At 69.0% G+C, this 22,846-nt stretch carries 22 protein-coding genes; 10 read left to right on the forward strand and 12 right to left on the reverse strand.

Features of this window, described 5'->3' with window-relative positions; genetic code table 11:
* Position 1 precedes the first annotated feature (1 nt).
* Entirely contained in the window at positions 2-892 is an 891-nt protein-coding gene (locus KBX08_RS00125) for a PaaX family transcriptional regulator C-terminal domain-containing protein (protein WP_210780445.1), read from the forward strand.
* Here the strand turns inward: KBX08_RS00125 and KBX08_RS00130 are convergent.
* The 8 genes from KBX08_RS00130 to KBX08_RS00165 form a co-directional block, all read right to left on the reverse strand.
* Positions 813-2,339, reverse strand: a complete 1,527-nt coding sequence (locus tag KBX08_RS00130; protein WP_238690166.1) for a long-chain fatty acid--CoA ligase — start codon at positions 2,337-2,339, stop codon at positions 813-815. The genes KBX08_RS00125 and KBX08_RS00130 overlap by 80 nt on opposite strands.
* Before the next feature lie 58 nt (positions 2,340-2,397).
* The gene (locus KBX08_RS00135) at positions 2,398-2,850 is read right to left on the reverse strand and encodes a MaoC family dehydratase (protein ID WP_210780447.1); all 453 of its coding nucleotides are present in this window, start codon (positions 2,848-2,850) and stop codon (positions 2,398-2,400) included.
* 16 nt (positions 2,851-2,866) lie between these two features.
* A complete protein-coding gene (locus KBX08_RS00140; RefSeq protein WP_210780448.1) occupies positions 2,867-3,748 on the reverse strand; it encodes an amidohydrolase family protein in 882 nt (293 codons plus the stop codon).
* 51 nt (positions 3,749-3,799) lie between these two features.
* Positions 3,800-4,726 (reverse strand): SDR family NAD(P)-dependent oxidoreductase, encoded by a 927-nt coding sequence (locus KBX08_RS00145; protein WP_210780449.1) that lies wholly within the window; start codon positions 4,724-4,726, stop codon positions 3,800-3,802.
* 162 nt (positions 4,727-4,888) lie between these two features.
* Complete coding sequence (locus tag KBX08_RS00150; RefSeq protein ID WP_238690167.1) at positions 4,889-5,629, reverse strand: IclR family transcriptional regulator; 741 nt, start codon at positions 5,627-5,629, stop codon at positions 4,889-4,891.
* Between the two features lie 54 nt (positions 5,630-5,683).
* Positions 5,684-6,637, reverse strand: coding sequence for a PDR/VanB family oxidoreductase (locus tag KBX08_RS00155; protein ID WP_307850413.1), 954 nt, complete (start codon positions 6,635-6,637; stop codon positions 5,684-5,686).
* A complete protein-coding gene (locus tag KBX08_RS00160) occupies positions 6,634-6,852 on the reverse strand; it encodes a hypothetical protein (protein WP_210780451.1) in 219 nt (72 codons plus the stop codon). The genes KBX08_RS00155 and KBX08_RS00160 overlap by 4 nt, the downstream gene beginning before the upstream one ends.
* The gene (locus KBX08_RS00165) at positions 6,849-7,892 is read right to left on the reverse strand and encodes an aromatic ring-hydroxylating dioxygenase subunit alpha (protein ID WP_210780452.1); all 1,044 of its coding nucleotides are present in this window, start codon (positions 7,890-7,892) and stop codon (positions 6,849-6,851) included. Before KBX08_RS00165 ends, KBX08_RS00160 begins: the two co-directional genes overlap by 4 nt.
* 703 nt (positions 7,893-8,595) lie before the next feature.
* Here KBX08_RS00165 and KBX08_RS00170 point away from each other — a divergent pair.
* Positions 8,596-10,938 (forward strand): non-reducing end alpha-L-arabinofuranosidase family hydrolase, encoded by a 2,343-nt coding sequence (locus KBX08_RS00170; protein WP_210780698.1) that lies wholly within the window; start codon positions 8,596-8,598, stop codon positions 10,936-10,938.
* 139 nt (positions 10,939-11,077) lie between these two features.
* On the forward strand, positions 11,078-12,439 hold the full coding sequence (locus tag KBX08_RS00175) for a ricin-type beta-trefoil lectin domain protein (RefSeq protein WP_247668654.1): 1,362 nt from the start codon (positions 11,078-11,080) through the stop codon (positions 12,437-12,439).
* A 109-nt stretch (positions 12,440-12,548) separates the two neighbouring features.
* Here KBX08_RS00175 and KBX08_RS00180 read toward each other — a convergent pair whose 3' ends face one another.
* From KBX08_RS00180 to KBX08_RS00190, 3 genes are all read right to left on the reverse strand, one after another.
* Positions 12,549-13,034, reverse strand: coding sequence for a hypothetical protein (locus KBX08_RS00180; protein WP_210780454.1), 486 nt, complete (start codon positions 13,032-13,034; stop codon positions 12,549-12,551).
* A complete protein-coding gene (locus KBX08_RS00185) occupies positions 13,031-13,798 on the reverse strand; it encodes an SDR family oxidoreductase (protein WP_210780455.1) in 768 nt (255 codons plus the stop codon). Before KBX08_RS00185 ends, KBX08_RS00180 begins: the two co-directional genes overlap by 4 nt.
* Before the next feature lie 154 nt (positions 13,799-13,952).
* Positions 13,953-14,564, reverse strand: coding sequence for a copper resistance protein CopC (locus KBX08_RS00190; protein WP_210780456.1), 612 nt, complete (start codon positions 14,562-14,564; stop codon positions 13,953-13,955).
* A 174-nt stretch (positions 14,565-14,738) separates the two neighbouring features.
* On the opposite strand from KBX08_RS00190, the gene KBX08_RS00195 reads away from it, so the two are divergent.
* The 7 genes from KBX08_RS00195 (at position 14,739) to KBX08_RS00225 (ending at position 20,475) form a co-directional block, all read left to right on the forward strand.
* Positions 14,739-15,173 carry a hypothetical protein gene (locus KBX08_RS00195; RefSeq protein ID WP_210780457.1) on the forward strand — a complete coding sequence of 145 codons (435 nt, stop codon included), beginning with the start codon at positions 14,739-14,741 and terminating at the stop codon, positions 15,171-15,173.
* Positions 15,174-15,202: 29 nt separating this feature from the next.
* Positions 15,203-15,502 carry a sigma factor gene (locus tag KBX08_RS00200; protein ID WP_210780458.1) on the forward strand — a complete coding sequence of 100 codons (300 nt, stop codon included), beginning with the start codon at positions 15,203-15,205 and terminating at the stop codon, positions 15,500-15,502.
* Positions 15,503-15,640: 138 nt separating this feature from the next.
* Entirely contained in the window at positions 15,641-16,498 is an 858-nt protein-coding gene (sigJ, locus tag KBX08_RS00205; RefSeq protein ID WP_247668655.1) for an RNA polymerase sigma factor SigJ, read from the forward strand.
* 124 nt (positions 16,499-16,622) lie between these two features.
* Positions 16,623-18,074 carry a PLP-dependent aminotransferase family protein gene (locus KBX08_RS00210; RefSeq protein WP_210780460.1) on the forward strand — a complete coding sequence of 484 codons (1,452 nt, stop codon included), beginning with the start codon at positions 16,623-16,625 and terminating at the stop codon, positions 18,072-18,074.
* Positions 18,062-18,466 (forward strand): cupin domain-containing protein, encoded by a 405-nt coding sequence (locus tag KBX08_RS00215; RefSeq protein WP_210780461.1) that lies wholly within the window; start codon positions 18,062-18,064, stop codon positions 18,464-18,466. Before KBX08_RS00210 ends, KBX08_RS00215 begins: the two co-directional genes overlap by 13 nt.
* A gap of 12 nt (positions 18,467-18,478) precedes the next feature.
* Positions 18,479-19,294 (forward strand): NAD(P)-dependent oxidoreductase, encoded by an 816-nt coding sequence (locus KBX08_RS00220; RefSeq protein ID WP_210780462.1) that lies wholly within the window; start codon positions 18,479-18,481, stop codon positions 19,292-19,294.
* 47 nt (positions 19,295-19,341) lie between these two features.
* Entirely contained in the window at positions 19,342-20,475 is a 1,134-nt protein-coding gene (locus KBX08_RS00225; RefSeq protein ID WP_210780463.1) for a lipocalin-like domain-containing protein, read from the forward strand.
* On the opposite strand, the gene KBX08_RS00230 is transcribed toward KBX08_RS00225, so the two are convergent.
* Entirely contained in the window at positions 20,437-22,665 is a 2,229-nt protein-coding gene (locus KBX08_RS00230) for a hypothetical protein (protein WP_210780464.1), read from the reverse strand. The two genes, KBX08_RS00225 and KBX08_RS00230, sit on opposite strands and share 39 nt — an antisense overlap.
* Positions 22,666-22,846 lie beyond the last annotated feature (181 nt).

Genomic DNA, 22,846 nt, shown 5'->3' on the forward strand with positions numbered 1-22,846 from the left:
TGTGGGTAGTCGTCAGCCGAAGCAGTTGTTGCTGGCCTTCTTTGGCGAGCATGTCGTCGACGGCGCCACTGGGCCGATCCGGGCGAGCGTCCTGATAAACGTGCTGGAGGGTGCGGACGTCGCCGCGCCGGCCACCCGCGCGACCCTCGACCGTCTCGTGCACAGCGGCATCCTCGCCCGAAGCAGGAGTGGCCGGGAGACGCTGTTCTCGCTGACCGAACACGGCGTCGCGGTGCTGCGCGAGGCGACGTACCGCGTCCGCGGGCCGCGGCCGTTCGACCCGCAGGGCAGCGGCTGGACCCTGGTCACCTTCTCGATCCCCGAGGGCCAGCGGATGCTGCGGCACCGACTGCGCTCAACCCTCACCTGGGAGGGCTTCGCGCCGATCCGGGACGGCCTCTGGCTCGCGCCCGGCGAGGTCGACCTCGCCGGCTCGCTGGAGCCGCTGCGGCAGGACCTCGCGCCCAACACCGTGGTCGCCTTCCACGCCCGCGAACTCGCCGGGTTCCCGATCGGCGAGAGCGTACGCGCGGCGTGGGACATCGAGGCAATCCGGCGCGCGCACCTCGCCTTCATCGACACCTGGGACGACCCCTCCGCGCTGGGGATGGCACCGACTGCCCTCACCGTACGCACGATGCTCGTGGCGGACTGGCTCGCCCTGCTGCGCGCCGACCCACGGCTGCCGGCCGAGTTCATGGACGCGGAATGGCCCGCCACGAAATCGGCTCAGACCTACCGTCGGGTGCACGAGAAGCTGGCCGAGGCGTCCGCGGCGGAGTTCGATGCACTCGTCGCGGCCCGGCCCGCGACTAGGCGCCGAATCGGGTCCTCAGATCCGCCTTCCGCACCTTCCCCGACGCGGTCCGCGGCAGCTCGTCCACGACGATGACGTTCCTCGGGAGCTTGTAGCGCGCGATCCTGCCGTCGAGGCACGCCCGGACGGAGGCGGTGTCCACGAACACCCCCTCCCGGACGGTCACGATCGCCCACGGCACCTCCCCCCACCGCTCGTCCGGTACGCCGATGACCGCCGCCGAGGTCACCCCGTCGACCTCGGTGAGCAGCCGCTCGAGTTCGAGCGGGTAGATGTTCTCGCCCCCTGAAATGATCATGTCCTTGAGGCGACCGGAGATGTAGAGGTAGCCGTCGGCGTCCAGGTGACCGAGGTCGCCGGAGCGGAACCACCCGTCGGGTGTGAACGCCTCGACGGTCGCCTCCGGGAGCCCGTGGTAGCCGGGAAAGACGTTGGGCCCGGCCACCTCGATCTCACCGACGGCGCCGGCGGGCACCACCACACCGGCCGCATCGGTGATCCGCACGTCGGTGAAGAAATGCGGCAGACCGACACTGCCCTGCTTGACGCGGGTCATCGTCGAGGGCAGCGCGGTCGCGCCCGGCGCGGCCTCGGTCATGCCGTAACCCTGCGAGAACGACAGCCCCCGCGCCTCGTACGCGTTGAGGATGCGGGCCGGCACCGCCGAACCTCCGCAGGTGAGCTTCGTCAGCGTCGACAGGTCGGTCGACGCCCAGGCGGGGTGATCGGCCATCAGCTGGTAGGTGGTCGGCACGCCGCTGAGCATGGTGACCCCGTGCCGCTCGATCTGCGCGAGCGCGTGGCCCGGCTCGAAGCCCTTCTCGATGACCATCGTGGCGCCCTTGAGGATGACGGGCAGGGCACCCATCCCGAGCGAGGCGACGTGGAACAGCGGCGAGATCATGAGCGCGACGTCCGTGGAGACGACGTCGTAGTCGACCACACAGTTGAGCGCCACCCAGGTGAGGTTGCCGTGCGTCAGCACGGCGCCCTTGGCCCGGCCGGTCGTGCCCGAGGTGTAGACGATCGCCGCCGGGTCCTCGTGGGCGGTGTCGGCATGGTCGGTGAACGGGGTGCGGGCGGCCCGTGCCAGGGCGGCCAGCCCGGGCCGGTCCGCGGTGCCCGCACCGTTGACGATGACGGACGGGGTCCGGGCGGCCGGCGCGGCGGAGGCCACCGGCGCGGCGAAGTCCAGGTCGTGGATCAGCACCCGAGCGCCGCAGTCGCCGAGGACGTGGGCGATCTCGGGCGCGGCGAGCCGGGTGTTGATCGGCACGAAGACGGCGCCGACCTGCGCCGCCCCGAACATCACCTGGAGAAATTCTGGGCTGTTCTCACCCAGGTAGGCGACGGAGTCGCCCTTGCCGACGCCCCGATCCCGCAGCACGGCTGAGACCCGGTCGGTGGCTTCGGCAAACTGTCCGTACGTCATGGGCGACCGCTCGCCGTGGATGATCGCGACCTGGTCCGGGGACTTGAGCCGGCGCTTGGCCACCCAGGCGCCGATTCCCTGCTGGTGCATCATCTTCTCCTGTGGGTGGAGGTGGTGTGCTCATCCGGCTCGACGGATGCCCCCGGGCTCAGGCGTAGAAGCGGTACAGCCCTCGCGCGACGACCGCCGGCTTGGTCCCGTCCTCGATCTCGATCGTCTGGTCGACAGCGAGCTGGTAGCCGCCGCGGACCTCGACGACCTCGACGACTGTGGCTTGCATGCGCACCCGCGCCCCGACCACGACCGGTGCGGGGAAGCGGACCTTGTCGAGGCCGTAGTTCACCTTCGTGGTCACGCCCTTGACCTCGAGCAGTTCGGTCCAGAAGGGAACCGCCAGAGAGAGGGTGAGGAAGCCGTGCGCGATGGGTGCGCCGAACGGGCCGGTCCTCGCCCGTTCGGGGTCGACGTGGATCCACTGGTGGTCGTCCGTGGCATCCGCGAACAGGTCCACCTGGTCCTGGGTGACCGTGCGGTACCCGGTGTGGCCGAGATCGGTGCCGGCAAGGTCGCCGAGCCGGTCGTAGGTGATGGTCGTCGTCATGCGTTTCCTCTCGTCGTCAGCGGGCGAGGCCCAGCAGTCGGACCGCGTTGTCCTTCAGGATGCCCGGGAGCACATCCGGCTTGAGGTCGGTCGCCTGCACGTCGCGCAGCCACCGGTCGGGGGTCAGCATCGGGTAGTCGGTGCCGAACAGCACCCGCCGCTTCAGCACCGAGTTGGCGTAGCGCACCAACTCGGCCGGGAAGTACTTCGGGCTCCAGCCGGACAGGTCGATCCAGGTGTTGTGCTTGTGCGTGGCCACCGACAACGCCTCGTCCTGCCAGGGCACCGACGGGTGGGCCATGATGATCTGCAGGTTGGGGAAGTCGGCCGCGATCGGGTCGAGCAGGATCGGGTTCGACAGGCCGAGCCGCAGACCGTAGCCGCCCGGCGTACCCGCGCCGATGCCGGTCTGCCCGGTGTGGAAGAGCGCCGGGACGCCCGCCCGCTCCAGCAGGCCCCACAGCGGCGCGTACTCGTCGTGGCTGGGGTCGAAGCCCTGCACGGTGGGGTGGAACTTGAAGCCGCGTACGCCCTCCTCCCGGATCAGCCGGTCGGCGAGTTCGAGGGCCGCTGCCCCGGTGCGCGGGTCGACCGATCCGAACGGAACGAGCACGTCGGCGTGCTCGGCCGCCGCGCGAGCGATGTCGGTGCTGGACAGTGGCCGGTGCTTCAGTTGCGTACGCGCGTCCACTGTGAAGACGACGGCTGCCATGTGCCGTTCGCGGTAGTACTGGGCCACAGCCTCGACCGCAGGCCGTGGGCCGTCCGTCTTGAAGTACGCCGACGCCGCTGCCACGAGCGGTTCGGGCAGTGAGGTGTGACCGTGGTCGTCGACCTCGATGTGCACGTGCATGTCGATCGCCGTGACGTCGTCAAGGTCGATGGCGGGCTGGTACATGGGGCCAACCTTCGTCGGGCGGTTCTGCGCAGGCGGGTCTGCTCGGGCTGGTCAGGACGTCGTGGGCTCGAACTCCTCGGGGAGTTTCGGGAAGCGTTCGCCGACGCTCTGCGCGGCGCCGGCGAACGTCGTCGGCCAGGCGTCCACGAGCGCGTCGTACGTCCAGCCGCCCTCGCGGTGCGCGGTCAGCGCCGCCTCGGGGTGGGTCCAGATCTGCAGGCGGTCACCGCCGACACCGATCACCTGGCCGGTCACCGAGGCCGCCGCGTCGGAGCCGAGGAACGCGACAAGTCCGGCCACGTCGTCCGCAGTGCCGAACCCCAGATCGTGTCGGAAGAACGCGGGCATCGGCTCGCCGTTCGCCTCGGCCCGTACCGCCGCGGCGAAGTAGGGGACGGTGGCGGTCATCGCGGTCGCGGCGACCGGGACGACGGTGTTGGCGGTGATGCCGGCCCGCTTGAGTTCGAGCGCCCAGGTACGGACCATGCCGACGATGCCCGCCTTGGCGGCTGCGTAGTTGGTCTGGCCGAAGTTTCCCCGCTGTCCGGTGGGTGACCCGACGCAGATGATCCGCCCGCCCTCGCCGGCCTGCCGCATGTGCTGCACCGCCTCGCGCACTGTGGTGAACGTGCCGCGCAGGTGCACGTTTATGACGGTGTCGAAGTCGTCGTCGCTCATCTTCCACAGCACCGTGTCGCGCAGGACGCCTGCGTTGGTGACGAGGATGTCCAGGCGCCCGAAGTGCTCCACCGCCGTGCTGACGAGTTCCTTCGCGGTCTCGGTCGGGCCGACCGGTGCGACCACCGCGACGGCCCGGCCGCCGAATGCCTCAATCGCCGCCACGGCGTCGGCCGTGACCGAGGCGTCGACGTCGTTTACCACAACCGAGGCGCCCCGCCGCGCCAGCTCCTGCGCGTAGGCGAGGCCCAGACCCCGCCCAGCCCCGGTGACGATGGCGACTTTGCCGTCCAGTGACATGAGCGCTCTCTTTCGTCGATGCCGATCTGCGCACGAGGGTGGGGGTCAGCTGTCGCACGGGCAACGTAATGCAGAATTTGATCGGGCGTCAACGATTTGCAGTCTGTCTACATCAGACGGGGCTGTGGGTCTGGCCGGCAGGGCGCGACCGCTGAGGTTTCCCTACCTCGGTGGTTGCTGGTGGGAGCTGTTCAGCGCCCGGGAGACCACCCGACCCGCGGCCTGGACCAACGGTGCCAACGCCACCGGGTCCGCGCGGTCGTGGGCGACCACCAGCGAGATCGCTGCCACCACACCCTCCGGTACGCGGATCGGCGCGGCCACCGAGAGGGCGTCCATGGTGACCTGACGGTCGCTGACCGCGTATCCGATCCGGCGCACCTCGGCGAGGCAGCGACGCAGCCGCTTCGGGTCGGTGATGGTCAGTTCGGTGTACCGCTCCAACGGCGCGGCCAGCACCTGCTCCTGGACCTCGGCGGGCGCGTGGGCGAGCAGGACCAGCCCGACGCCGGTGGCGTGCAGCGCGAAGCGACCCCCCACCCGGGTGAGCACGGGCACCGCGTGTCGCCCGGCGATCCGTTCGATGAAGACGAGTTCAAGGTCCTGCCGGACGGCGAGCTGGACGTTCTCGTGGGTCACCTCGTACAGGTCCTCCATGACCGGCAGTGCCAGCTCCCGCAGCCCAAGGCCCCTCGGGGCGAGCGAGCCCACCTCCCACAGCCGCAGACCGATCCGGTACCGCCCGTCGTCGCCGCGCTCCAGTGCCCCCCACGCGACCAGTTCCGCGGCCCGCCGGTACACGGTGGGCAGGGGCAGTCCGGTGCGACGCGCCAACTCGCTCAGGGTCAACACCGGACTGGCCTGGCTGAACGCGTCCAGCAGCGCCAGCACCTTACTGGTCACCGACCGTCCCGGTTGTGCGCGCACCTCGCCATCATCCCCGCGTGCGCCGGCCGCTCACAGCTCAAGGACGAGCCGCGGCGTGCGGGCCCGGGACACACAGATCATCATGGTGTCCCCGGCGGCCCGCTCCTCCTCGGTGAGCAGGCTGTCGCGATGCTCCGGCATGCCGGCGAGCACCGGGGTCTCGCAGGTGCCGCAGGTGCCCTCTCGGCAGGACGAGAGGACCTGCACGCCAGCCTCCTCCACCGCCTGCAGGATCGGCGTACCCGGGGGCACCGTCACCGTCCGCCCGGAGAGCGCGAGTTCGACCACGATCGTCGTCTCCGGCTCCCCGGTGCCGGCCGGGGCGGTGAAGCGCTCGACGTGCAGGCAGCCGGTTGGCCAGCCGCGGCAGTGCTCCTCGACTGCTGTGATCAGTGCTTCCGGGCCACAGCAGTAGACGAGCCCGGCGCCGGGCCGGCCCAGCAATCCGGCCAGGTCGAGCAACCCGGTCTCGTCCTGCGGGTGCAGGCTCACCCGGTCGCCGTACTTTTCCCACAGGGTGGTGGCGAAGGCCATCGTGGTGCGGCTGCGTCCCCCGTACACCAGCCGCCAGTCGGCGCCCGCGGCGTCGGCGGCGGCGACCATCGGTGCGATGGGGGTGATACCGATGCCACCGGCGACGAAGAGGTAGCGCCGTGCCGCGACCAGCGGGAAGGTGTTACGCGGTCCGCTCACCCGGACGGTCGCCCCGACGGTGAGCCGCTCGTGCACCAGCCGGGAGCCGCCGCGTCCGTTCGGTTCGCGCTGCACCGCGATCCGCAGGGCGGACCGGTCCGCCGGGTCGCCGCAGAGGGAGTACTGACGGGCCCAGCCGGTGCTCAACTCCAGGTCGATGTGCGCGCCCGGCGCCCACTCGGGCAGGTCACCGCCGTCGGCGCGACACAGGCGAATCGCCACGACCTCGGCCGCCACCCGATCCCGGCCGGCAACCACCAGCTCCACACCGGTCAGAACGTCCACTGTCACTCGCGCATCGCCATCGTTCTCGGCGGTCCGGCCGCCCGCACCGCCACACCCTGGTGGCCCTGCGGGTGGGCGAGCAGCCACTCCCACAACTCGACCGGGTCCTCGGCGATCCGCTCGGCCCCACAGTGGCAGATCCCACGCAGGGTGTCGGTGCCCGGCACCCAGTGGATCCGGTAGACCCGGTCCCCCGTGAGGGTGCCTGCCAGGGAGCTCACCGCGCCGCTCCCACCGTCCCCGACCCGACCATCCGGGCCAGCAGCCGCCGGGCGGCCAGGCCACCGGTGTCGATGTTGATGCTCAGCTCCTGATACCTGTCCGGCTCGGTCGCGATCACCTGCTCCAGGATGTTGAGCGCGGTCACATCCTGCATGACCACTGTGTGGTTGCTGTGGTGGAGGTACTCGCTGACCGACTCGTCGTCGATCGCGAAGTCGCGCGCCACGGCCCAGAAGTCATAGGTGGTGTTCTCGGTCGACGGGGTGATGGCGTACACGATCTCGGCGTGGAACGCTTCGCTGTCCTCGCCCTCGGCGGGCGGATGCACGCCCTGCGGCGCGATCCGGCTGTGCAGCAGGTAGAGGCAGGGCGGGTGGTATTCGATGTCCTGCCACCGGGTGATCCGGCCCTGGATCCCGGTCGAGCGGGCGTAGAACGGAGGGCACTCGGCGTCGTCCATGTGCCGACTGACATAGACGATCCCCCGGTCCTCGTCCACCTCGGTGGTGATCGGGGTGTTCGCTACCTCCGGCGTGCCGATGTAACCGCCGTGCAGATAGGTCTCGTGGGACAGGTCGAGGAGGTTGTCCACCAGCAGGCCGTACCGCGCGTTCAACGGCGCCATGCCGCGTACCACCGCGTAGCGGGGGTCGGCGAGCCACGGTGCGCGGGGAATCGCGGCGGGGTCGGCGCGGTCCAGGTCGCCGATCCAGACCCAGATGAAGGAGTCCTGTTCCACCACCGGGAACGAGGGAACCCGCGCGGTGCGCGGGATGCGCTGCTGACCCGGCACGAAGACGCAGGCGCCGGTCGGATCGTAGGTGAAGCCGTGGTAGCCGCAGACGATGGTGTCACCGTCGAGCCGGCTCTCCGAGAGCGGGAAGCGCCGGTGCACGCACCGGTCAGCGAGCGCCACCGGCTTCCCGGCACCGGTGCGGTACAGCACCAGCGGCTCACCGAGCACCGTACGGGCGAGCAGTGCCCGCCCGACCTCGCTGGCGTAGGCCGCCACGTACCACTGGTTACGCGCGAAGGCCATGCGACCGACCCCCCTCCTGGACGAACACGGGTGGGGCCAAATCATCGCGTGAGGTGTGCGCGGCGGGGACTGAGCTTTCACTGGATGAAAGGCCGAGGTGCGGTCTGCCATCAACTTGTGGATGGTTCACCGTGATCGGGGTCACAACCGACAGCGCCGGCCGCTCCGGGAGACCAGAGGATTTGATCTTGCCCGGCCGAAGGGAGTCGAACACCTGTCGCCCTGATCCGTAACACACCCGAAACTACCGGTTGAAAACTCTGGAATTTTCTGCCAGCCTGGGAGCCATCGATGAGTGTGAACGTTAACATGATCACTTCACTTCCGGAGGCGCCTCAGGTGACCACCAGCCCACCCACCTAACAGGTACCACGTCCACCACCGGCAGACCCCAGCGCCCGCAACCGCTTCCCGGCGGGCGACCGGACGCACTCACCGCAACCCCTGCATCCGCTGATCAGGCAGCCCGAGACGGCTCGTCTCCGCACGGGCGCCTGACGTGAGTCCGGCCCGCTCAGGCCGACTCAGCATCGTGGCCGCCGCCATCCGAGCGGGGCTTCCCACTCGAACAGCGACCGAGCTCCATCCATCCCACCACTGGAGGACCGGCATGGTTTCCCGGACCCGTCCCATCGGGCGCACCCGACTACGAGCACTAACTTTTTCCGGAACGGCCGCGATAATTCTGGCTCTGGCCGTGTCGCTGCTGCCCAATCTGGCCCAGGCCGCCGAGACGACCCTCGGTGCCGCCGCAGCCCAGTCCGGCCGGTACTTCGGTGCCGCCGTCGCCGCCAACAAACTCAACGACAGCGCCTACACGACGATCCTGAATCGTGAGTTCAACAGCGTCACTCCCGAGAACGAAATGAAGATCGACGCGACCGAGCCGCAGCAGAACAACTTCACCTTCAGCAACGCGGACCGGATCGTGAACCACGCCATCTCCCGGGGTTGGAAGGTCCGGGGCCACACCCTGGCCTGGTACTCGCAGCAGCCGGGCTGGATGCAGAGCATGGAGGGCACCGCCCTGCGCAATGCGATGCTGAACCACGTCACCCGAGTGGCCAGCTACTACCGGGGCAAGATCGACTCTTGGGATGTGGTGAACGAGGCGTTCGAGGACGGCAACAGCGGCGCCCGCCGCAACTCGAACCTCCAGCGCACCGGCAACGACTGGATCGAGGCGGCGTTCCGCGCCGCCGACGCGGCGGACCCGAACGCGAAGCTCTGCTACAACGACTACAACACCGACAACTGGACCTGGGCCAAGACGCAGGCCGTGTACAACATGGTTCGCGACTTCAAGTCTCGTGGGGTGCCGATCGACTGCGTCGGCTTCCAGTCGCACTTCAACGCCAACTCGCCGTACAACAGCAACTACCGCACCACGCTGTCCAGCTTCGCCGCCCTCGGGGTGGACGTGCAGATCACCGAGCTGGACATCGAAGGCTCCGGCACGACGCAGGCCAACACCTACCGCAGTGTGGTCAACGACTGCCTTGCCGTGGCGCGCTGCAACGGGCTCACCGTGTGGGGGGTGCGGGACTGCGACTCGTGGCGCTCCAGCGGCACCCCGCTGCTCTTCGAGTGCAACGGCAACAAGAAGGCCGCCTACACGGCCACCCTGGAGGCGCTGAACAGCGCGGGCCCCACTCCCACTCCCACGCCCACCACGCCGGGGCCCACCCCCACCGTCCCACCAGGCTCCGCCTCTGAGATCGTCGGCACACAGTCCGGCAGGTGCGTCGACGTACCCAACGCCTCGACCAGCAACGGCACCCGGGTGCAGCTCTACGACTGCAACAAGCAGACCAACCAGGCATGGACCTACACCTCGGGCAAACAGCTACAGGTGTACGGGAACATGTGCCTCGACGCCGCAGGCACCGCCAACGGCGCGGCAGTACAGATCTACAGCTGCCACAGCCAGACCAACCAACAGTGGAACGTCAACTCCAACGGCACCATCAGCAACGTCCAGTCCGGACGATGCCTCGATGCCTGGAGCACCACCAACGGAGCCCAGATCCAGCTCTACGACTGCCACGGACAAACCAACCAGCAGTTCAGGCTCGCCTCCGTCGGCGGTCCCACCCAAACGCCGACGCCGACGCCGACGACGCCGCCACCCGGCGGTTCGTGTGACCTTCCCTCGTCGTACCGCTGGTCGTCCACGGGCGCGCTGGCGCAGCCGAGGTCGGGGTGGGTGTCGCTGAAGGACTTCACCCACGCGCCCTACAACGGCCAGCAGTTGGTCTACGCGACCACGCACGACACGGGCACGACCTGGGGCTCGATGAACTTCGGTCTCTTCTCGAACTGGAACCAGATGGGGTCGGCGTCGCAGAATCAGATGCCGTTCGCGGCGGTGGCGCCGTCGTTGTTCTACTTCGCACCGCGCAACATCTGGGTGCTCGCCTACCAGTGGGGCGGGCCGGCCTTCTCCTACCGGACGTCGACCGACCCGACCAACGTGAACAGTTGGTCCGCGGCGCAGACGCTGTTCACCGGAAGCATCTCCAACTCCAGCACGGGCCCGATCGACCAGGCGATCATCGGTGACGACCAGAACATGTACCTGTTCTTCGCCGGGGACAACGGCAGGATCTACCGGGCCAGCATGCCCATCGGGAACTTCCCGGGCAGCTTCGGGTCGAACTACACGACGATCATGACCGACACCACCAACAACCTGTTCGAAGGGGTTCAGGTCTACAAACTCCAGGGCCAGAACCGGTACCTCATGCTCGTCGAGGCGATCGGCGCGAACGGGCGCTACTTCCGATCGTTCACGGCCACCAGCCTGGGTGGTACGTGGACACCGCAGGCCACGTCCGAGAGCAACCCGTTCGCCGGCAAGGCCAACAGCGGCGTCACCTGGACCAACGACATCAGCCATGGCGAACTGATCCGCAGCAACGCCGATCAGACCATGACCGTTGACGCCTGCAACCTGCAACTGCTCTACCAGGGGCGTTCCCCCAGCTCCGGCGGCGACTACGGCCTTCTGCCGTACCGGCCGGGTCTGCTGACGCTGCAACGCTGACGACCGGACAACGCCGGGGCGGGCAGGCTCGGCACCACACCGAGCCCGCCCGCCCCGCACCCACCACCACCAGGAGGTAGCGACAGTGCGAGGACACGGGCACCACCCCCCGCCCGCGGGGGAAACCCATACCGACCGAATGCCCGCCCGATTTCGGGGACGGCTGTTCAAGCTCGCCGCGGCTGGGATCGCCGCCGCAGTCGGGCTGTTCACCATTACCGTCGCGACCGGGTCGGCGTCGGCCGCCGACAACCCGTACCAGCGGGGCCCGGATCCCACCCGGACCAGCGTCACCGCCGTGAACGGTCCCTTCGCCAACACGTCGGTCAGCGTCCCGACCGGGTACGGCTTCAACGGCGGCCGGATCTACTACCCGACCGACACCAGCCAGGGCACCTTCGGGGCCATCGCGATCTCGCCGGGCTACACCGCGTTGTTCTCCGCCGAGCTGGCCTGGATGGGACCGTGGCTGGCGTCCCACGGCTTCGTCGTGATCGGCATCGAGACCAACAGCCGCAACGACTTCGACACCGCCCGAGGCACCCAACTGCTCGCCGCACTGGACTACCTCACACAGCAGAGCCCCGTACGCGACCGGGTCGACCCCAACCGGTTGGCCGTCGCAGGCCACTCCATGGGTGGCGGCGGCGCGCTGAGCGCAGCCACCCGACGCCCGTCGTTGAAGGCAGTGGTCGGCATCGCGCCGTACTCGCCGTCGTCGAACCTGGCCAACGACCGGGTGCCCACCATGATCTTCTCTGGGCAGGCGGACACGGTGGTCACCCCGTCCTACGCCACCGGCCTGTACAACAGCCTCCCGGCCACGACGGAGAGCGTCTACCTGGAGGTCGCCGGCGCGGATCATGGCTTCATGGTCGGACGGTCGAACCCGGTGATGGTCCGGACCATGCTGCCGTTCGTCAAGATGTTCATCGACAACGACACCCGGTACAGCCAGTTCCTCTGCCCACTGCTCGACTCCAGCGGCGTGGTCACCTACCGCAGCACCTGCCCGTTGCTGCCTTCGACCCCGACCGACCCGCCGACCCCCACCGACCCACCGACCCCCACCGACCCGCCGACCCCCACCGATCCGCCGACCGTTCCGCCCGGCTCCGCCAGCGAAATCGTCGGCACCCAATCCGGCCGGTGCGTCGACGTACCCAACGCCTCACGCAACAACGGCACCCGGGTCCAGCTCTACGGCTGCAACAAACAAACCAACCAGGCATGGACCTACACCACAACCAAACAACTCCAGGTGTACGGCACCATGTGCCTCGACGCCGCAGGCACCGCCAACGGCGCGGCAGTACAGATCTACAGCTGCCACAGCCAGACCAACCAACAGTGGAACATCAACTCCAACGGCACCATCAGCAACGTCCAATCCGGACGCTGCCTCGACGCCTGGAGCACCACCAACGGAGCCCAAATCCAGCTCTACGACTGCCACGGACAAACCAACCAACAGTTCCGACTCGCCGCCCTCGCCCGCTGATCACAGCCAAGTTCGCAGCACGTTCGACTGTGTGCAGATGGACCAACGGCAGGGCGAGATCAGCACACCTGAAACGGGCGGACCCGGCGTCGCGCCGGGTCCGCCCGCATCACGTGGCCGGAGTGCGGCGACGCCTGGCGTCTCGGACGAGCGTCAGGGCGATGACGAGAAGGCCGAGCAGGGCGACGACGGCATTGGCGGTTGTGAGGAACACCTTCTCGCCAAGGGTGGCGTGGTGCAGATGGGTCAGGTGGAAGAAGAAGTGGGGTATGGCGAAGGTGGAGAATGCCGCCGCGGCGGGGATGGTGAAGACCGCCCGAGGTGCGACGAGCGCTATGCCGAGGACGACAGCGAGGCCGAGGGTAGCTCCGCCGAAGTCTCGCGCGTAGTGCTCGCTGAACGGCGGGGTGAGGCTGACGGTCGGGAAGTTGTTGTAGAAGCTTTCGGGGAAGACCTGGTTCCAGAACCCGACAACGAGTTCGTCGAGGAAGAGGACGGCCAGGGCGATCCGGATCAACGCGGTCAGCGCGGTGTCGCGCCCGTCTGTTGACGTTGCCGGCGGTGCGGCGGGGGTGGGTGACCGGCCTTCGTTCATCGGGTCCGCCCGGCGTCGTGCTGCGCTGCCGGGCTGGCCAGCCACTGGTCGAAGGTCTGTTTGCCCCTCGGACCGGGGCCGGTGGGCAGCAGGCCGTTTTCGGCCATGGCTCGCCCGGTCGCTCCCGGAAGGCGGACGGGCAGGACAAGGCGGTGACTCCCGCGGGTACGCAGCAGGCGGCGGGCCATGTCAGACATGCGCAACTGTTGCGGGCCGGCGATGTCGGGCGCCCGTCCGGCCGGGTCTGCCAGTGCGAGGTCGACGAGACAGTTGGCGACTTCATGGGACGCGATCGGCTGCATGAGCATCTGGGGCACCACTGCGATCGGGCCGGGAATGGTGGCGAGCATCTGCGCGGCCAACTCGTAGAACTGCGTCGAGCGGAGCAACGTCGCCGGTACCGCACCGTCCAGGACCAGCCTCTCCTGGCGTCGTTTGCCCGCGTAGTAACCCCAATTCACCCGGTCGGCGCCGACGACCGACAGCGCGACGTGGTGCCGCACCCCGACGCGCTGGCCTGCGGCGAGCAGGTTCGTTGTCGCCGTGCCGAAGAAGCGCTCCGACTTCTTCCGGTTGATCGTCGACACGTTGCTGACGTCGATCACGACCGGCACGCCGGTCAGCGCCTCGACCAGCCCGGAACCGCGGATCAGGTCGACGCCCGTGGAGCGGGCGAGGATGACCGGCTCGTGTCCGGCAGCCCGCACGGCGTGGACGACGAGACGTCCGACGCCGCCGGTCCCGCCAGCTACCGCGATACGCACTGAGCTACCTCCCGATCTGCGTTCGCCGTAACGCCGCTGTGGCGCGTAGCCCGGACCGGGGGCCGGGGTGAAAGGAAGATAAGTCGCTGTGATGTCACTGTTGGTTCTACCTCTCCGAGACTTCTCGTCCAGGACACAGACTGCGCAAATAGCCCTAAAGGGTGGAACCCTCGCCTGTATCGGTGCGCTTGCTGGCGGCGTAGACACCGCGTGAGAGCGTCATGATCGCGAGTAGGAGGGCCAGTACTGCTCCACCCGAGGCGGCGTACAACGCGACGACTCCGCCGCGCGTGAGGCGGGCCCGAAACGGATTCGCTGCGGCGGCCGCCGCGGCTTCCGCTCCCACAGTGAACTCCGCCGTGCCGGCTACCGGGTGTCCGTCGGTGAAGGTCGCCCGCCAACTGATCTCGTACCAGCCGTCAGGCATATCCGCTCTCACCTGATGGCGCAGCGTCGCTGCGTGGACAGCCGACCGGCCGACTGCCCAATCCGTCCCCGTGTGGTCCGTCACTGTGACACTGCTGTCGGACGTGATCTCGGCGGCGAACACCACCTCGACCCGTTGCGGGGCCTTCGCGAGCGCGGCACCGGCGGTCGGCGTGATCGAATGCGTCGCGCCGTGCGCGAACGCGGGCGCGGGTGTGACCGCCAGCGGGAACCCGGTAGCAAGCGCGACCGTGACGATCAATCTGACGCTACGACGAATGCGAGGCGCCCGACCGGTGTCCGACCTGTCGGTCACGCGCGCCGCAACGCTTCTCTTCATGGCGTTCTCCCCTCCGCCGCGAACGACCGCGGCGTCTGCGAACAGGACCGAGCGGCCCTCCGATTCGTGACAGCAGAGGTCACGGCCGGGGCGGTGTGTCACGAATCGGAGACCTGCTCGGTCCGTACCTGGTGACACTCACCCACCACCGGCACAGCGCAAGGAGCGACGATCATGACCGCCATCATCCGCATCGCACTGGCGATCTTGTTTCTCGACAATTTCGTGGTCGGAGCCTGGAACGCGATCTGGCCGGCCAGCTTCTACGCGAACTTCCCGACCGTGGATCTCACGCCGCCGTTCAGCGAGCACTACGCGCGGGACTTCGGTACGGCATCACTAGCGATCGCCCTGCTGCTGGGCATCGCGGCGGTCAAACCCACCGCCCACTTCGTCATCCCTGCCGCGGCTGCCTATTCGGTCTTCGCGCTACCCCATTTCTTCTATCACCTCACGAACATGCAGGGGGCGACCGTGGGTGAGGCGATCCTCCTCACCACCGCAAACGCGACCGTGGCGCTCATCGGCCTGGTGATCATCTTGCTGACGGCGCTACGCGACCGTTCGGCGGCTCGGCGCGGTCTCGCCTCGGCTCGGGCCGCCCACTGAACCTGCTGCGTCAACCACTGGGAGAACCGATGGTTCCCGAACCCCTCCGGCCACCTCGGCTGAACGCGCTACCCAGCGCGTTCTGCGTCGTCGTCGCCGAACGACGCCTCCTCAAGAACCTCGCGTACCACCTGCTCGGTTCAGTTGACGTCGCTGAACACGCGGTACAAGCGACGTACACCATCTGGTACACCATGCCGGACGACAAACAGGATGGCATCAACAGTCCCTTTACCTGGCTCGTCGGCACGCTCGTGCAGATCTGTATCGGTCTGCTCGAATCGCCGCCGACCCAAGCCGCTGGCCATAACGCCGCTCGGGTGCTGTAGTACGGCCCGACAGGGGTACCTGTGTGGTTGGTGCTCAACAGACAGCAGCGATGTCGGCGGCAGTTCAAATTCGCCTGCACATTCAGGGATAGAAGCGACGAGGCGGCGGCCATGGTAGGGCGAGGAAAAGACGGGGCAATGGTCGACGCGTTAGCGGTGTTCGACGCGGTCCGTCCGCGGCTCTTCGGCATCGCCTACCGGATGCTCGGCAGCGTCGCCGAGGCGGAGGACATCGTGCAGGAATCCTGGCTCCGGTGGCAGCAGACCGAACGCAGCCAGGTACGGGACCCGATCGGGTTCCTGGTCACGACGACTTCTCGGCTCGCTCTGAACGCCGCGACGTCGGCTCGCGCCCGCCGCGAGTTGTATCCCGGACCGTGGCTACCCGAGCCCGTCGACACCTCCGCCGACCCGACACTCCGGGCCGAACGCAACGAGTCGCTCGAACTCGCCGTGCTACTCCTGTTGGAACGGCTCACCCCGGCCGAGCGAGCGGTGTACGTGCTGCGGGAGGCGTTCGACTACCCATTCCGGCGGATCGGCGAGGTACTCGACGTCACTGAGGCATACGCACGACAGCTCGGCCACCGCGCCCGCACGCACCTGGCCCGGCAGCGGCGCGAACCGGTCGGCCACGCCGACCGCGACCGCCTGCTGCATGCCTTTCTCGCCGCAGCCCGCTCCGGTGAGCTGACCCAGCTCGAGGAACTGCTCGCCGAAACAGCCATCTCCTACGCCGACGGCGGCGGCACCGTCCGGGCCGCCCAGCTACCCGTCGTCGGACGTGACAACGTCGCGCGTTACCTCCTGGGACTGATCCGGAAGTTCGGCCGCGACCTCTCACCGGAGATCGTCGAATCCAACGGCCAGGCCGCGATCCTCGTCTCGCGGCCCGGGACAACTGTCGCTCTGGTCACCATCGACGCCTCACCCGCCGGGATCGAACGAGTGTTGATCATCCTCAACCCGCAGAAACTAGCCCAGTTCCAGCGGTGACCGTCGGCACCGACGCCTGGCGACGCGTGGTTCGTCGACGGCACGTACGTCGGGGTCGATGCTCTGGCGCCTGAGTCGTCGCCTAACCTGCCGGCGGTGCTCTCACGAATGGGATCGTTGCTGAGTGACGAAGTCGCTTGACCTGCATCTGGAGTTCGATCGGAGTGCGGGTTTCCCGGGTCGCTCGCTGGAGAGCGCGTTACGGGAGAGCATTCGGACCGGCCGGCTGCGGGCCGGGTCGCGCCTACCCGGGAGCCGGAGCCTGGCCGCCGACCTGGGCTTGGCCCGGGGCACCGTGGTGCAGGCGTACGCGCAGTTGGTGGCGGAAGGGTGGCTGCTGGCGGCACCCGGCTCGGGCACCCGGGTCGCGGACGTAGCTCATGATCCGCCCGGCTCGCGCGGGCGACCGCGGCCGTCGCCCCCGGCCGGGCCATTGATCGAGTTGCGGCCGGGGATTCCCGACCTCGCGTCCTTCCCCCGAACGGCCTGGGCGGACAGCGTCCGCCGGGCGCTGACGACGGCTTCACGCGGCACGCTGGACTACTCCGAACCGACCGGGCTACCCGCACTCCGGGCGGCGGTGGCCGGCTATCTCGCGCGCACTCGTGGAGTGCTCTGCGAGCCGGATGCGGTGGTGATCACGGCGGGCTTCACCCAGGGCCTCTCCCTTCTCGCGCGGACGCTGCACCGGCGCGGCGTCCGTGCCATCGCCACCGAGAACCCCGGTCTGGCCCATCACCGCATGGTGCTGCGTGCCGCGGGTCTGACAGTCACCCCGCTCACCGTCGGTCCCGGCGGGGCCGACCCGGATGACGCGGCGGGTCAGGCCGCGCTACTCACCCCGGCGCACCAGCATCCGACCGGGGTAGTGCTCGCCCCACGGCACCGCTACCGGCTCATCGCGTGGGCACGGAAGCACGACGCGTTCCTGATCGAGGACGACTACGACGGCGAGTTCCGCTACGACCAGCGGCCGGTGGGCGCCATGCAGGCGCTGGCACCAGAGCGGATCGTGTACGCCGGCAGCACGAGCAAGTCGCTGGCGCCGGGCGTCCGCCTGGGTTGGTTCGTCGTCCCCGAACGACTGCGTCGTGACCTGACGACGACGATCATGGAGGCCGGCGCCGCAGTCTCCGCGATCGACCAGCTCACCATGGCCGACCTGCTCACGCACGGCGACTACGACCGACACATCCGCCGCATGCGCCTGACCTACCGGCGTCGCCGGACGGAGCTGGCCGGCCGCCTGGCCGAGGTGACCACCACTGCGCTGGAGGGCATCGCCGCCGGCGTCCACGCGCTGCTACCGCTGGCCTCAGTGGCGCAGGAGCGCTGGCTGATCCAGGCCGGACGCCGCGAGGGGCTGCACCTGATCGGCCTGCACAGCAACGGCTACTGGCACGATCCCGTGGATGAGCGGCAGGCAGCAGCCCTGGTCCTCGGATACGCGGCGCCGCCGGCTCACGCCTGGCAGGAGGCACTGTCCGGGCTCTGCCAACTGGTCCATCAGACCGGTCACCAACTGGTCCATCCTGCTGGTCCGGTCGAGGATACGTTCGACTCATGCAGACCATGAAGATCGGAAACAACGAGATCGTGCTGCTGGGCACGGCCATGCCACCGGAGTTGCCGGACGGCTCCCACGTGATGACAGCGACGATCGAACTGCCACCGGGCGACCCGGGCACGCCGCCACACCGGCACTCCGGCCCGGTCTTCGGCTACCTGCTCGAGGGCGAAATGCTCTTCGAGCTGGAGGGCGAGCCCGAACGGGTGATCAAGGCCGGTGAGGCGTTCTGGGAGCCAGGCGGCGATGTCATCCACTACCGGTCGGCCAACAACCTGTCCGATCGGGTGACCAAATTCCTGGTCGTGATGGTGTGCGCGCCCGGCCAGGAAATGCTGGTGCTGGTGAGCCCCGACGAGCTCGAACAGCGTAAGGACCGCCGCTCACCCCGGCCGAACTGAGAGAGGCACGTCATGCGTATCGTTCTCGCCGGTTCGACCGGCGTCATCGGCCGCCGGCTCGAGCCGATCCTGACCGCCCAGGGGCATGAGGTCATCGGGTTGGCCCGCAACGGCCCGGTCGCCGTCGACGTGCTCGACCGGGACGCGGTCGCGGCCGCCGTCCGCGACGCCCGGCCCGACGTGGTGATGCACCAGCTCACCAGCCTGAGCACTGGCGACTTCGCCGCCAATTCGCGGCTGCGCCGGACCGGGACCCGCAACCTGGTCGACGCGGCGCTCGCCGCCGGGGTACGCCGGATCGTGGCACAGAGCATCGCCTGGGCGTACGAGCCGGGCGCCGAGCCCGCGACCGAGGAGACCCCGCTCGACCTCGGCGCCCCAGAGCCACGCCAGACCAGTGTGGCTGGTGCCGCCGCGCTCGAATCCGCCGTCCAGGAAGCGCCCGAGTGGGTCGTGCTGAGGTACGGCACCCTCTACGGCCCGGGCACCTGGTACGCCCGCGACGGTCTGATGGCCCAGTTCGCCGCCGCCGGCAAGGTCCCCGCCGACGCGGACGTGAGTAGCCTGCTGCACATCGACGACGCCGTGGCCGCCGCGGTAGCGGCTCTGGAGTGGCCCGTCGGCGTCGTCAACGTCTGCGACGACGAGCCAGCCGCCGCCTCGCAGTGGGTGCCCGCTTTCTGCGCGGCGGCCACTGTGCCAGCACCAGCGGTGACCGGGGGCGAGCGGCATGGCTGGGCGCGGGGAGCGAGCAACCACCATGCCCGCACGCACCTTGGCTGGAGCCCGGCCTATCCGTCCTGGCGGCAGGGATTCGTCACCCTGTGAGCCGTCCGCACATCTTGATCTTGCAGAAGCAACGGAGACGAAGAGTCATGTCCGATCACCCCGAACTGGCCGCGCTCAGTGACGACTATGCCCGCTTCGGCCTAGAGCGCGATGCCGTACGCGAATGGGAGGACGGCGCCCGCACCGACAATCGCGCCGGGTCGTACGAGTGGTGGTACTTCGACGCCCACCTGGACGACGGCGCGAAGGTTGTCGTGGTGTTCATGAACAAGGACCTCGGCGCGGCGGGTAGCCCGCTGTCACCGCAGCTTCGGGTCAACCTGGAACTGCCTGACGGGACGACGTCGAACAACACGATCGCGATCCCCGCGGCGGACTGGTCGGCGGCGAGCGGGCGTACTGACGTCCGGATGGGGCCGGGCAACCGCTTTCAGGGCGAGAGCCTGCGCGAGTACCGGATCCAGGCGACCGCCGGAGGGCTGAGGGTCGACTTCACACTGACGTCCGAGGTCCCGGCCTGGCGTCCGGCCACCGGGCACATGCTGTTCGGCCCGGAGCGCGACCTCGAGTTCAATTGGCTGCCCTCGGTGCCCCAAGGAGCCGTGCGGGGCTCGTACACGATCGACGGGGTGCGGCATGAGACGACCGGCGTCGGCTACCACGACCACAACTGGGGCAACGTCGGGCTGCCGAAAATCATCAATGACTGGTACTGGGGACGGGGGCAGGCCGGACCGTACACGGTCATCGCGTCGTTCATCACCGGCGCCGAGAAGTACGGCTCCGCCGAGATCCCCATCTTCATGCTGGCCCGCGACGGCCGGATCATCGGCGACGATCCAGCGAAGATGACGTTCGAGCGGGACGGGGTCTACACCGACGCGAAGACCGGCAAGCCGGTGGCGGACATCGTCCGCTACACCTACGTGGACGATGACGACACGTACGTGGTGACCTTCGACCGCGAGCGCGACCTGGTCCGCAATCCCCTCACCAAGGACCTGCCCTGGCTCAAGCGGGCAGCGGCCCGGTTGATCCGGTTCGACGGCGCCTACCTCCGCTTCGCCGGCCTGCTCACGATCGAGCACCACAAGGGCGGGCAGGTGGTCGAGGCGTTCGCCGAGGACGCGATCTGGGAGCTCATGTACTTCGGGCGCGCCCGCGTCACCGCCGCGGATCCGTCAGTGCCCGGTCGGCGGGTCGCCCGGAAGCGGCACTGAGTCCATCGGCTGGCGAAGGCGCTCAATCAACTCGCGGGCCGCCTCGGCGTACCGCTGCTCCGATCCGCGGGGCCGGTGTCCCTGGATTGGCGGCGGGACGCTGTCGCCGGGTAACGGCACCACGTCGGCGGGATCCCGTAGCCGGCGGTCCACCGTTGCCGCCGTCTGGCCGACGGTTGCCGGAACGGCTGTCCGGTGGGCGGCGAATATCCAGCCGCCGATCGAGTCGGTGTCGCGCCACAGGTTCACCCACCGCCAGTCGACGCGAGCGCCGATCTCGTGCAGCACCTCGTCGTCGACGAAGGCGGGAAACAGTCGCGCGTAGAGTCGGCTCAGTGGCGACCCGTGGGTGAGCAGAGCGACTCGACTGCTGACCTGGGGCGGCAACTGGAGCACTGTCGCGGCGGCCAGGACCGCACCGTGGCTGTGTGCGGTGAGCAGGACGAGGTTGCCGCGTCCGACCAGATACGTGATTCGTCTGGTCAACTCCGGCACCGCTCGTTCGGCGTAGCAGGGTGGCGCGAACGGGTGGGCGGCCCGTGGCCAGAAGGTGCCCAGGTCCCACAGGACACCGACGTGGCGCCTGAATTCGGCCGTCCGGTAGGCGAAGATGCCGCCGATGGTCAGGCCGAGGATGATCGCGGCGATCCCCCAGCTCCCGAACGCGATGGAGAAGGTGATCAGGTCGGCGGGCACCCGTGCGTACCGCTGCACAGACTCGCTCGGCAGCAACTCCAGCAGACCGAGCGTGGTGGTGGCCGTGCCGATCCCGGCCAGGCAGGCGTAGACCACCGCCAACGGAATCAGTCTTTCCGTGAAGCGGGCCCTGGCTATCGCCTTCTGCACCTGCCGCAGTCGGGTCGCGGCTGCGGGCGGGCGGTCCGGGTAGTCGCAGGCGACGATCGCCGCCGCGGCACGAAGTCGACGGCGTCGAGAGATGAGGATGACCGGAACCGCTACCACCAGCGTGAACAGCACTGTCCGGAGAAAGCCGAAGATCGCCCAGGTGAACGCCGGCGGCAGACCGGAGGCCAGGCCCTCCCCGGTCGGCGCGTCGCGATCCAGGAAATCCGCCACCCGGTAGACGAACTCGGCGGACACTGCCACCGCCAGACTGACCGCGCTGGCCGCCATCACCAGCGCGCCCAGCCCGAGCAGCGGGCTGGCGTCCCGCCGCCGAACCCGGCGCCAGAGCAGCACACCGCCGAGGGCGGTCAACAGGGTCGTCTGGGCAACGAACAGCGAGGTGAGAATTGCGCCGTAGCCGGGTAGGCCTTCCCCCTCATGCCACGGTGCCGGGCTGGCGAGGACGTTTACCGTCACCACGATGGTCAGGACCACGGCCACCGTCCGCACCGTGCGGGTGATTCGGTCCAGTCGCCGGTCCGAGGCGGCCCGGTCGAGCAGCGGGGGCAGGCAGAGCAGGACCACGCAGCTGGCCAGCACCGTCCCGGTGGCCACAGCCAACGCGATCGTGCTGGCCGAGGCGCCGTTCGCGGCTCGGGCGGCGATTAGAGCGACGTCCAGTGTCGCGAACGCCGCCGCGACGTGAATCGAGCGCAGCCGACCCACCAGCGGCCCCGCGTCCCACTGACCGATCCCGCTGAGTCGATGTTCGGCGACCTCGTCCGCCGGAGCGCGGAACGCGTCGAACATCTTTCCCGGCCGGGTGCTGGCCCGCCAGAGCAGGCCGATGGCGCCGGCCGGGACAACAGCGAGTACCGCGAGGCGCAGGCCCACCGGTTGCCCACCCAACCAGGACAACCAGGTGCGCCCGGCCAGGCAGTCTGACGAGCCCATGCACTTCCACCCGATCAGGTCCAACGTGACGCCGACGAAGGCAAGCACATACAGCGCGGTGAGAGTGAGCGCCAGCAACCGGCACAGGGATCTGACCGTCGCGTCGGAGCCGGGGCTCGCCGGCCGCATCCAGATCGCCAGGTTGGCCAGCATGAACGGCAGGAGGAACACCAGCGTCAGCGTTCGGACCACGCTTCCGGCGGGCAGGTCACCCCAGCGGTACGCCTCCGTCACCCGTTCGCCGCTGCCGCAGGAACACGGGCGGTGGGGTCGGTAGAAGCCCCCACTGCGGTCGCCCGCGACCTGCTCGACCTGCGCCACGTTCAACACCTGGGCGGCGCTTGCGCTGGCGGCCCCGTGGACCCGCAGCTCCACCACCTCATCGGACATCCCGGGCCCACCTGACCGCGCTGATGCACCCGACATCGGCCCCTCCGAAGCACCTTCGGTGGCCAAACCGGGTTAACCCAGCCCTCGCGCCACTCGCGGCGGTGTACCCCACCCGGCCGAGACCAAGCGTGGGCCCGCCGCACGGTTGGCTCAGCGCTTGCAGGTCCTCGGGCGTACAAAA

The organism is Micromonospora sp. H61 (assembly GCF_018070325.1).
Classification (GTDB): Bacteria; Actinomycetota; Actinomycetes; order Mycobacteriales; family Micromonosporaceae; genus Micromonospora; species Micromonospora salmantinae.

Bases quoted from the DNA above. Each gene is read 5' to 3' on its own strand.
- KBX08_RS00230 (WP_210780464.1), bottom strand. From the start codon at position 22,665: ATGTCCGATGAGGTGGTGGAGCTGCGGGTCCACGGGGCCGCCAGCGCA.
- KBX08_RS00140 (WP_210780448.1), bottom strand. From the start codon at position 3,748: ATGTACCAGCCCGCCATCGACCTTGACGACGTCACGGCGATCGACATG.
- sigJ (WP_247668655.1), top strand. From the start codon at position 15,641: ATGGTCGACGCGTTAGCGGTGTTCGACGCGGTCCGTCCGCGGCTCTTC.
- KBX08_RS00135 (WP_210780447.1), bottom strand. From the start codon at position 2,850: ATGACGACGACCATCACCTACGACCGGCTCGGCGACCTTGCCGGCACC.
- KBX08_RS00130 (WP_238690166.1), bottom strand. From the start codon at position 2,339: ATGCACCAGCAGGGAATCGGCGCCTGGGTGGCCAAGCGCCGGCTCAAG.
- KBX08_RS00225 (WP_210780463.1), top strand. From the start codon at position 19,342: ATGTCCGATCACCCCGAACTGGCCGCGCTCAGTGACGACTATGCCCGC.
- KBX08_RS00215 (WP_210780461.1), top strand. From the start codon at position 18,062: ATGCAGACCATGAAGATCGGAAACAACGAGATCGTGCTGCTGGGCACG.
- KBX08_RS00190 (WP_210780456.1), bottom strand. From the start codon at position 14,564: ATGAAGAGAAGCGTTGCGGCGCGCGTGACCGACAGGTCGGACACCGGT.
- KBX08_RS00200 (WP_210780458.1), top strand. From the start codon at position 15,203: ATGGTTCCCGAACCCCTCCGGCCACCTCGGCTGAACGCGCTACCCAGC.
- KBX08_RS00180 (WP_210780454.1), bottom strand. From the start codon at position 13,034: ATGAACGAAGGCCGGTCACCCACCCCCGCCGCACCGCCGGCAACGTCA.
- KBX08_RS00145 (WP_210780449.1), bottom strand. From the start codon at position 4,726: ATGTCACTGGACGGCAAAGTCGCCATCGTCACCGGGGCTGGGCGGGGT.
- KBX08_RS00195 (WP_210780457.1), top strand. From the start codon at position 14,739: ATGACCGCCATCATCCGCATCGCACTGGCGATCTTGTTTCTCGACAAT.
- KBX08_RS00220 (WP_210780462.1), top strand. From the start codon at position 18,479: ATGCGTATCGTTCTCGCCGGTTCGACCGGCGTCATCGGCCGCCGGCTC.
- KBX08_RS00165 (WP_210780452.1), bottom strand. From the start codon at position 7,892: ATGGCCTTCGCGCGTAACCAGTGGTACGTGGCGGCCTACGCCAGCGAG.
- KBX08_RS00175 (WP_247668654.1), top strand. From the start codon at position 11,078: ATGCCCGCCCGATTTCGGGGACGGCTGTTCAAGCTCGCCGCGGCTGGG.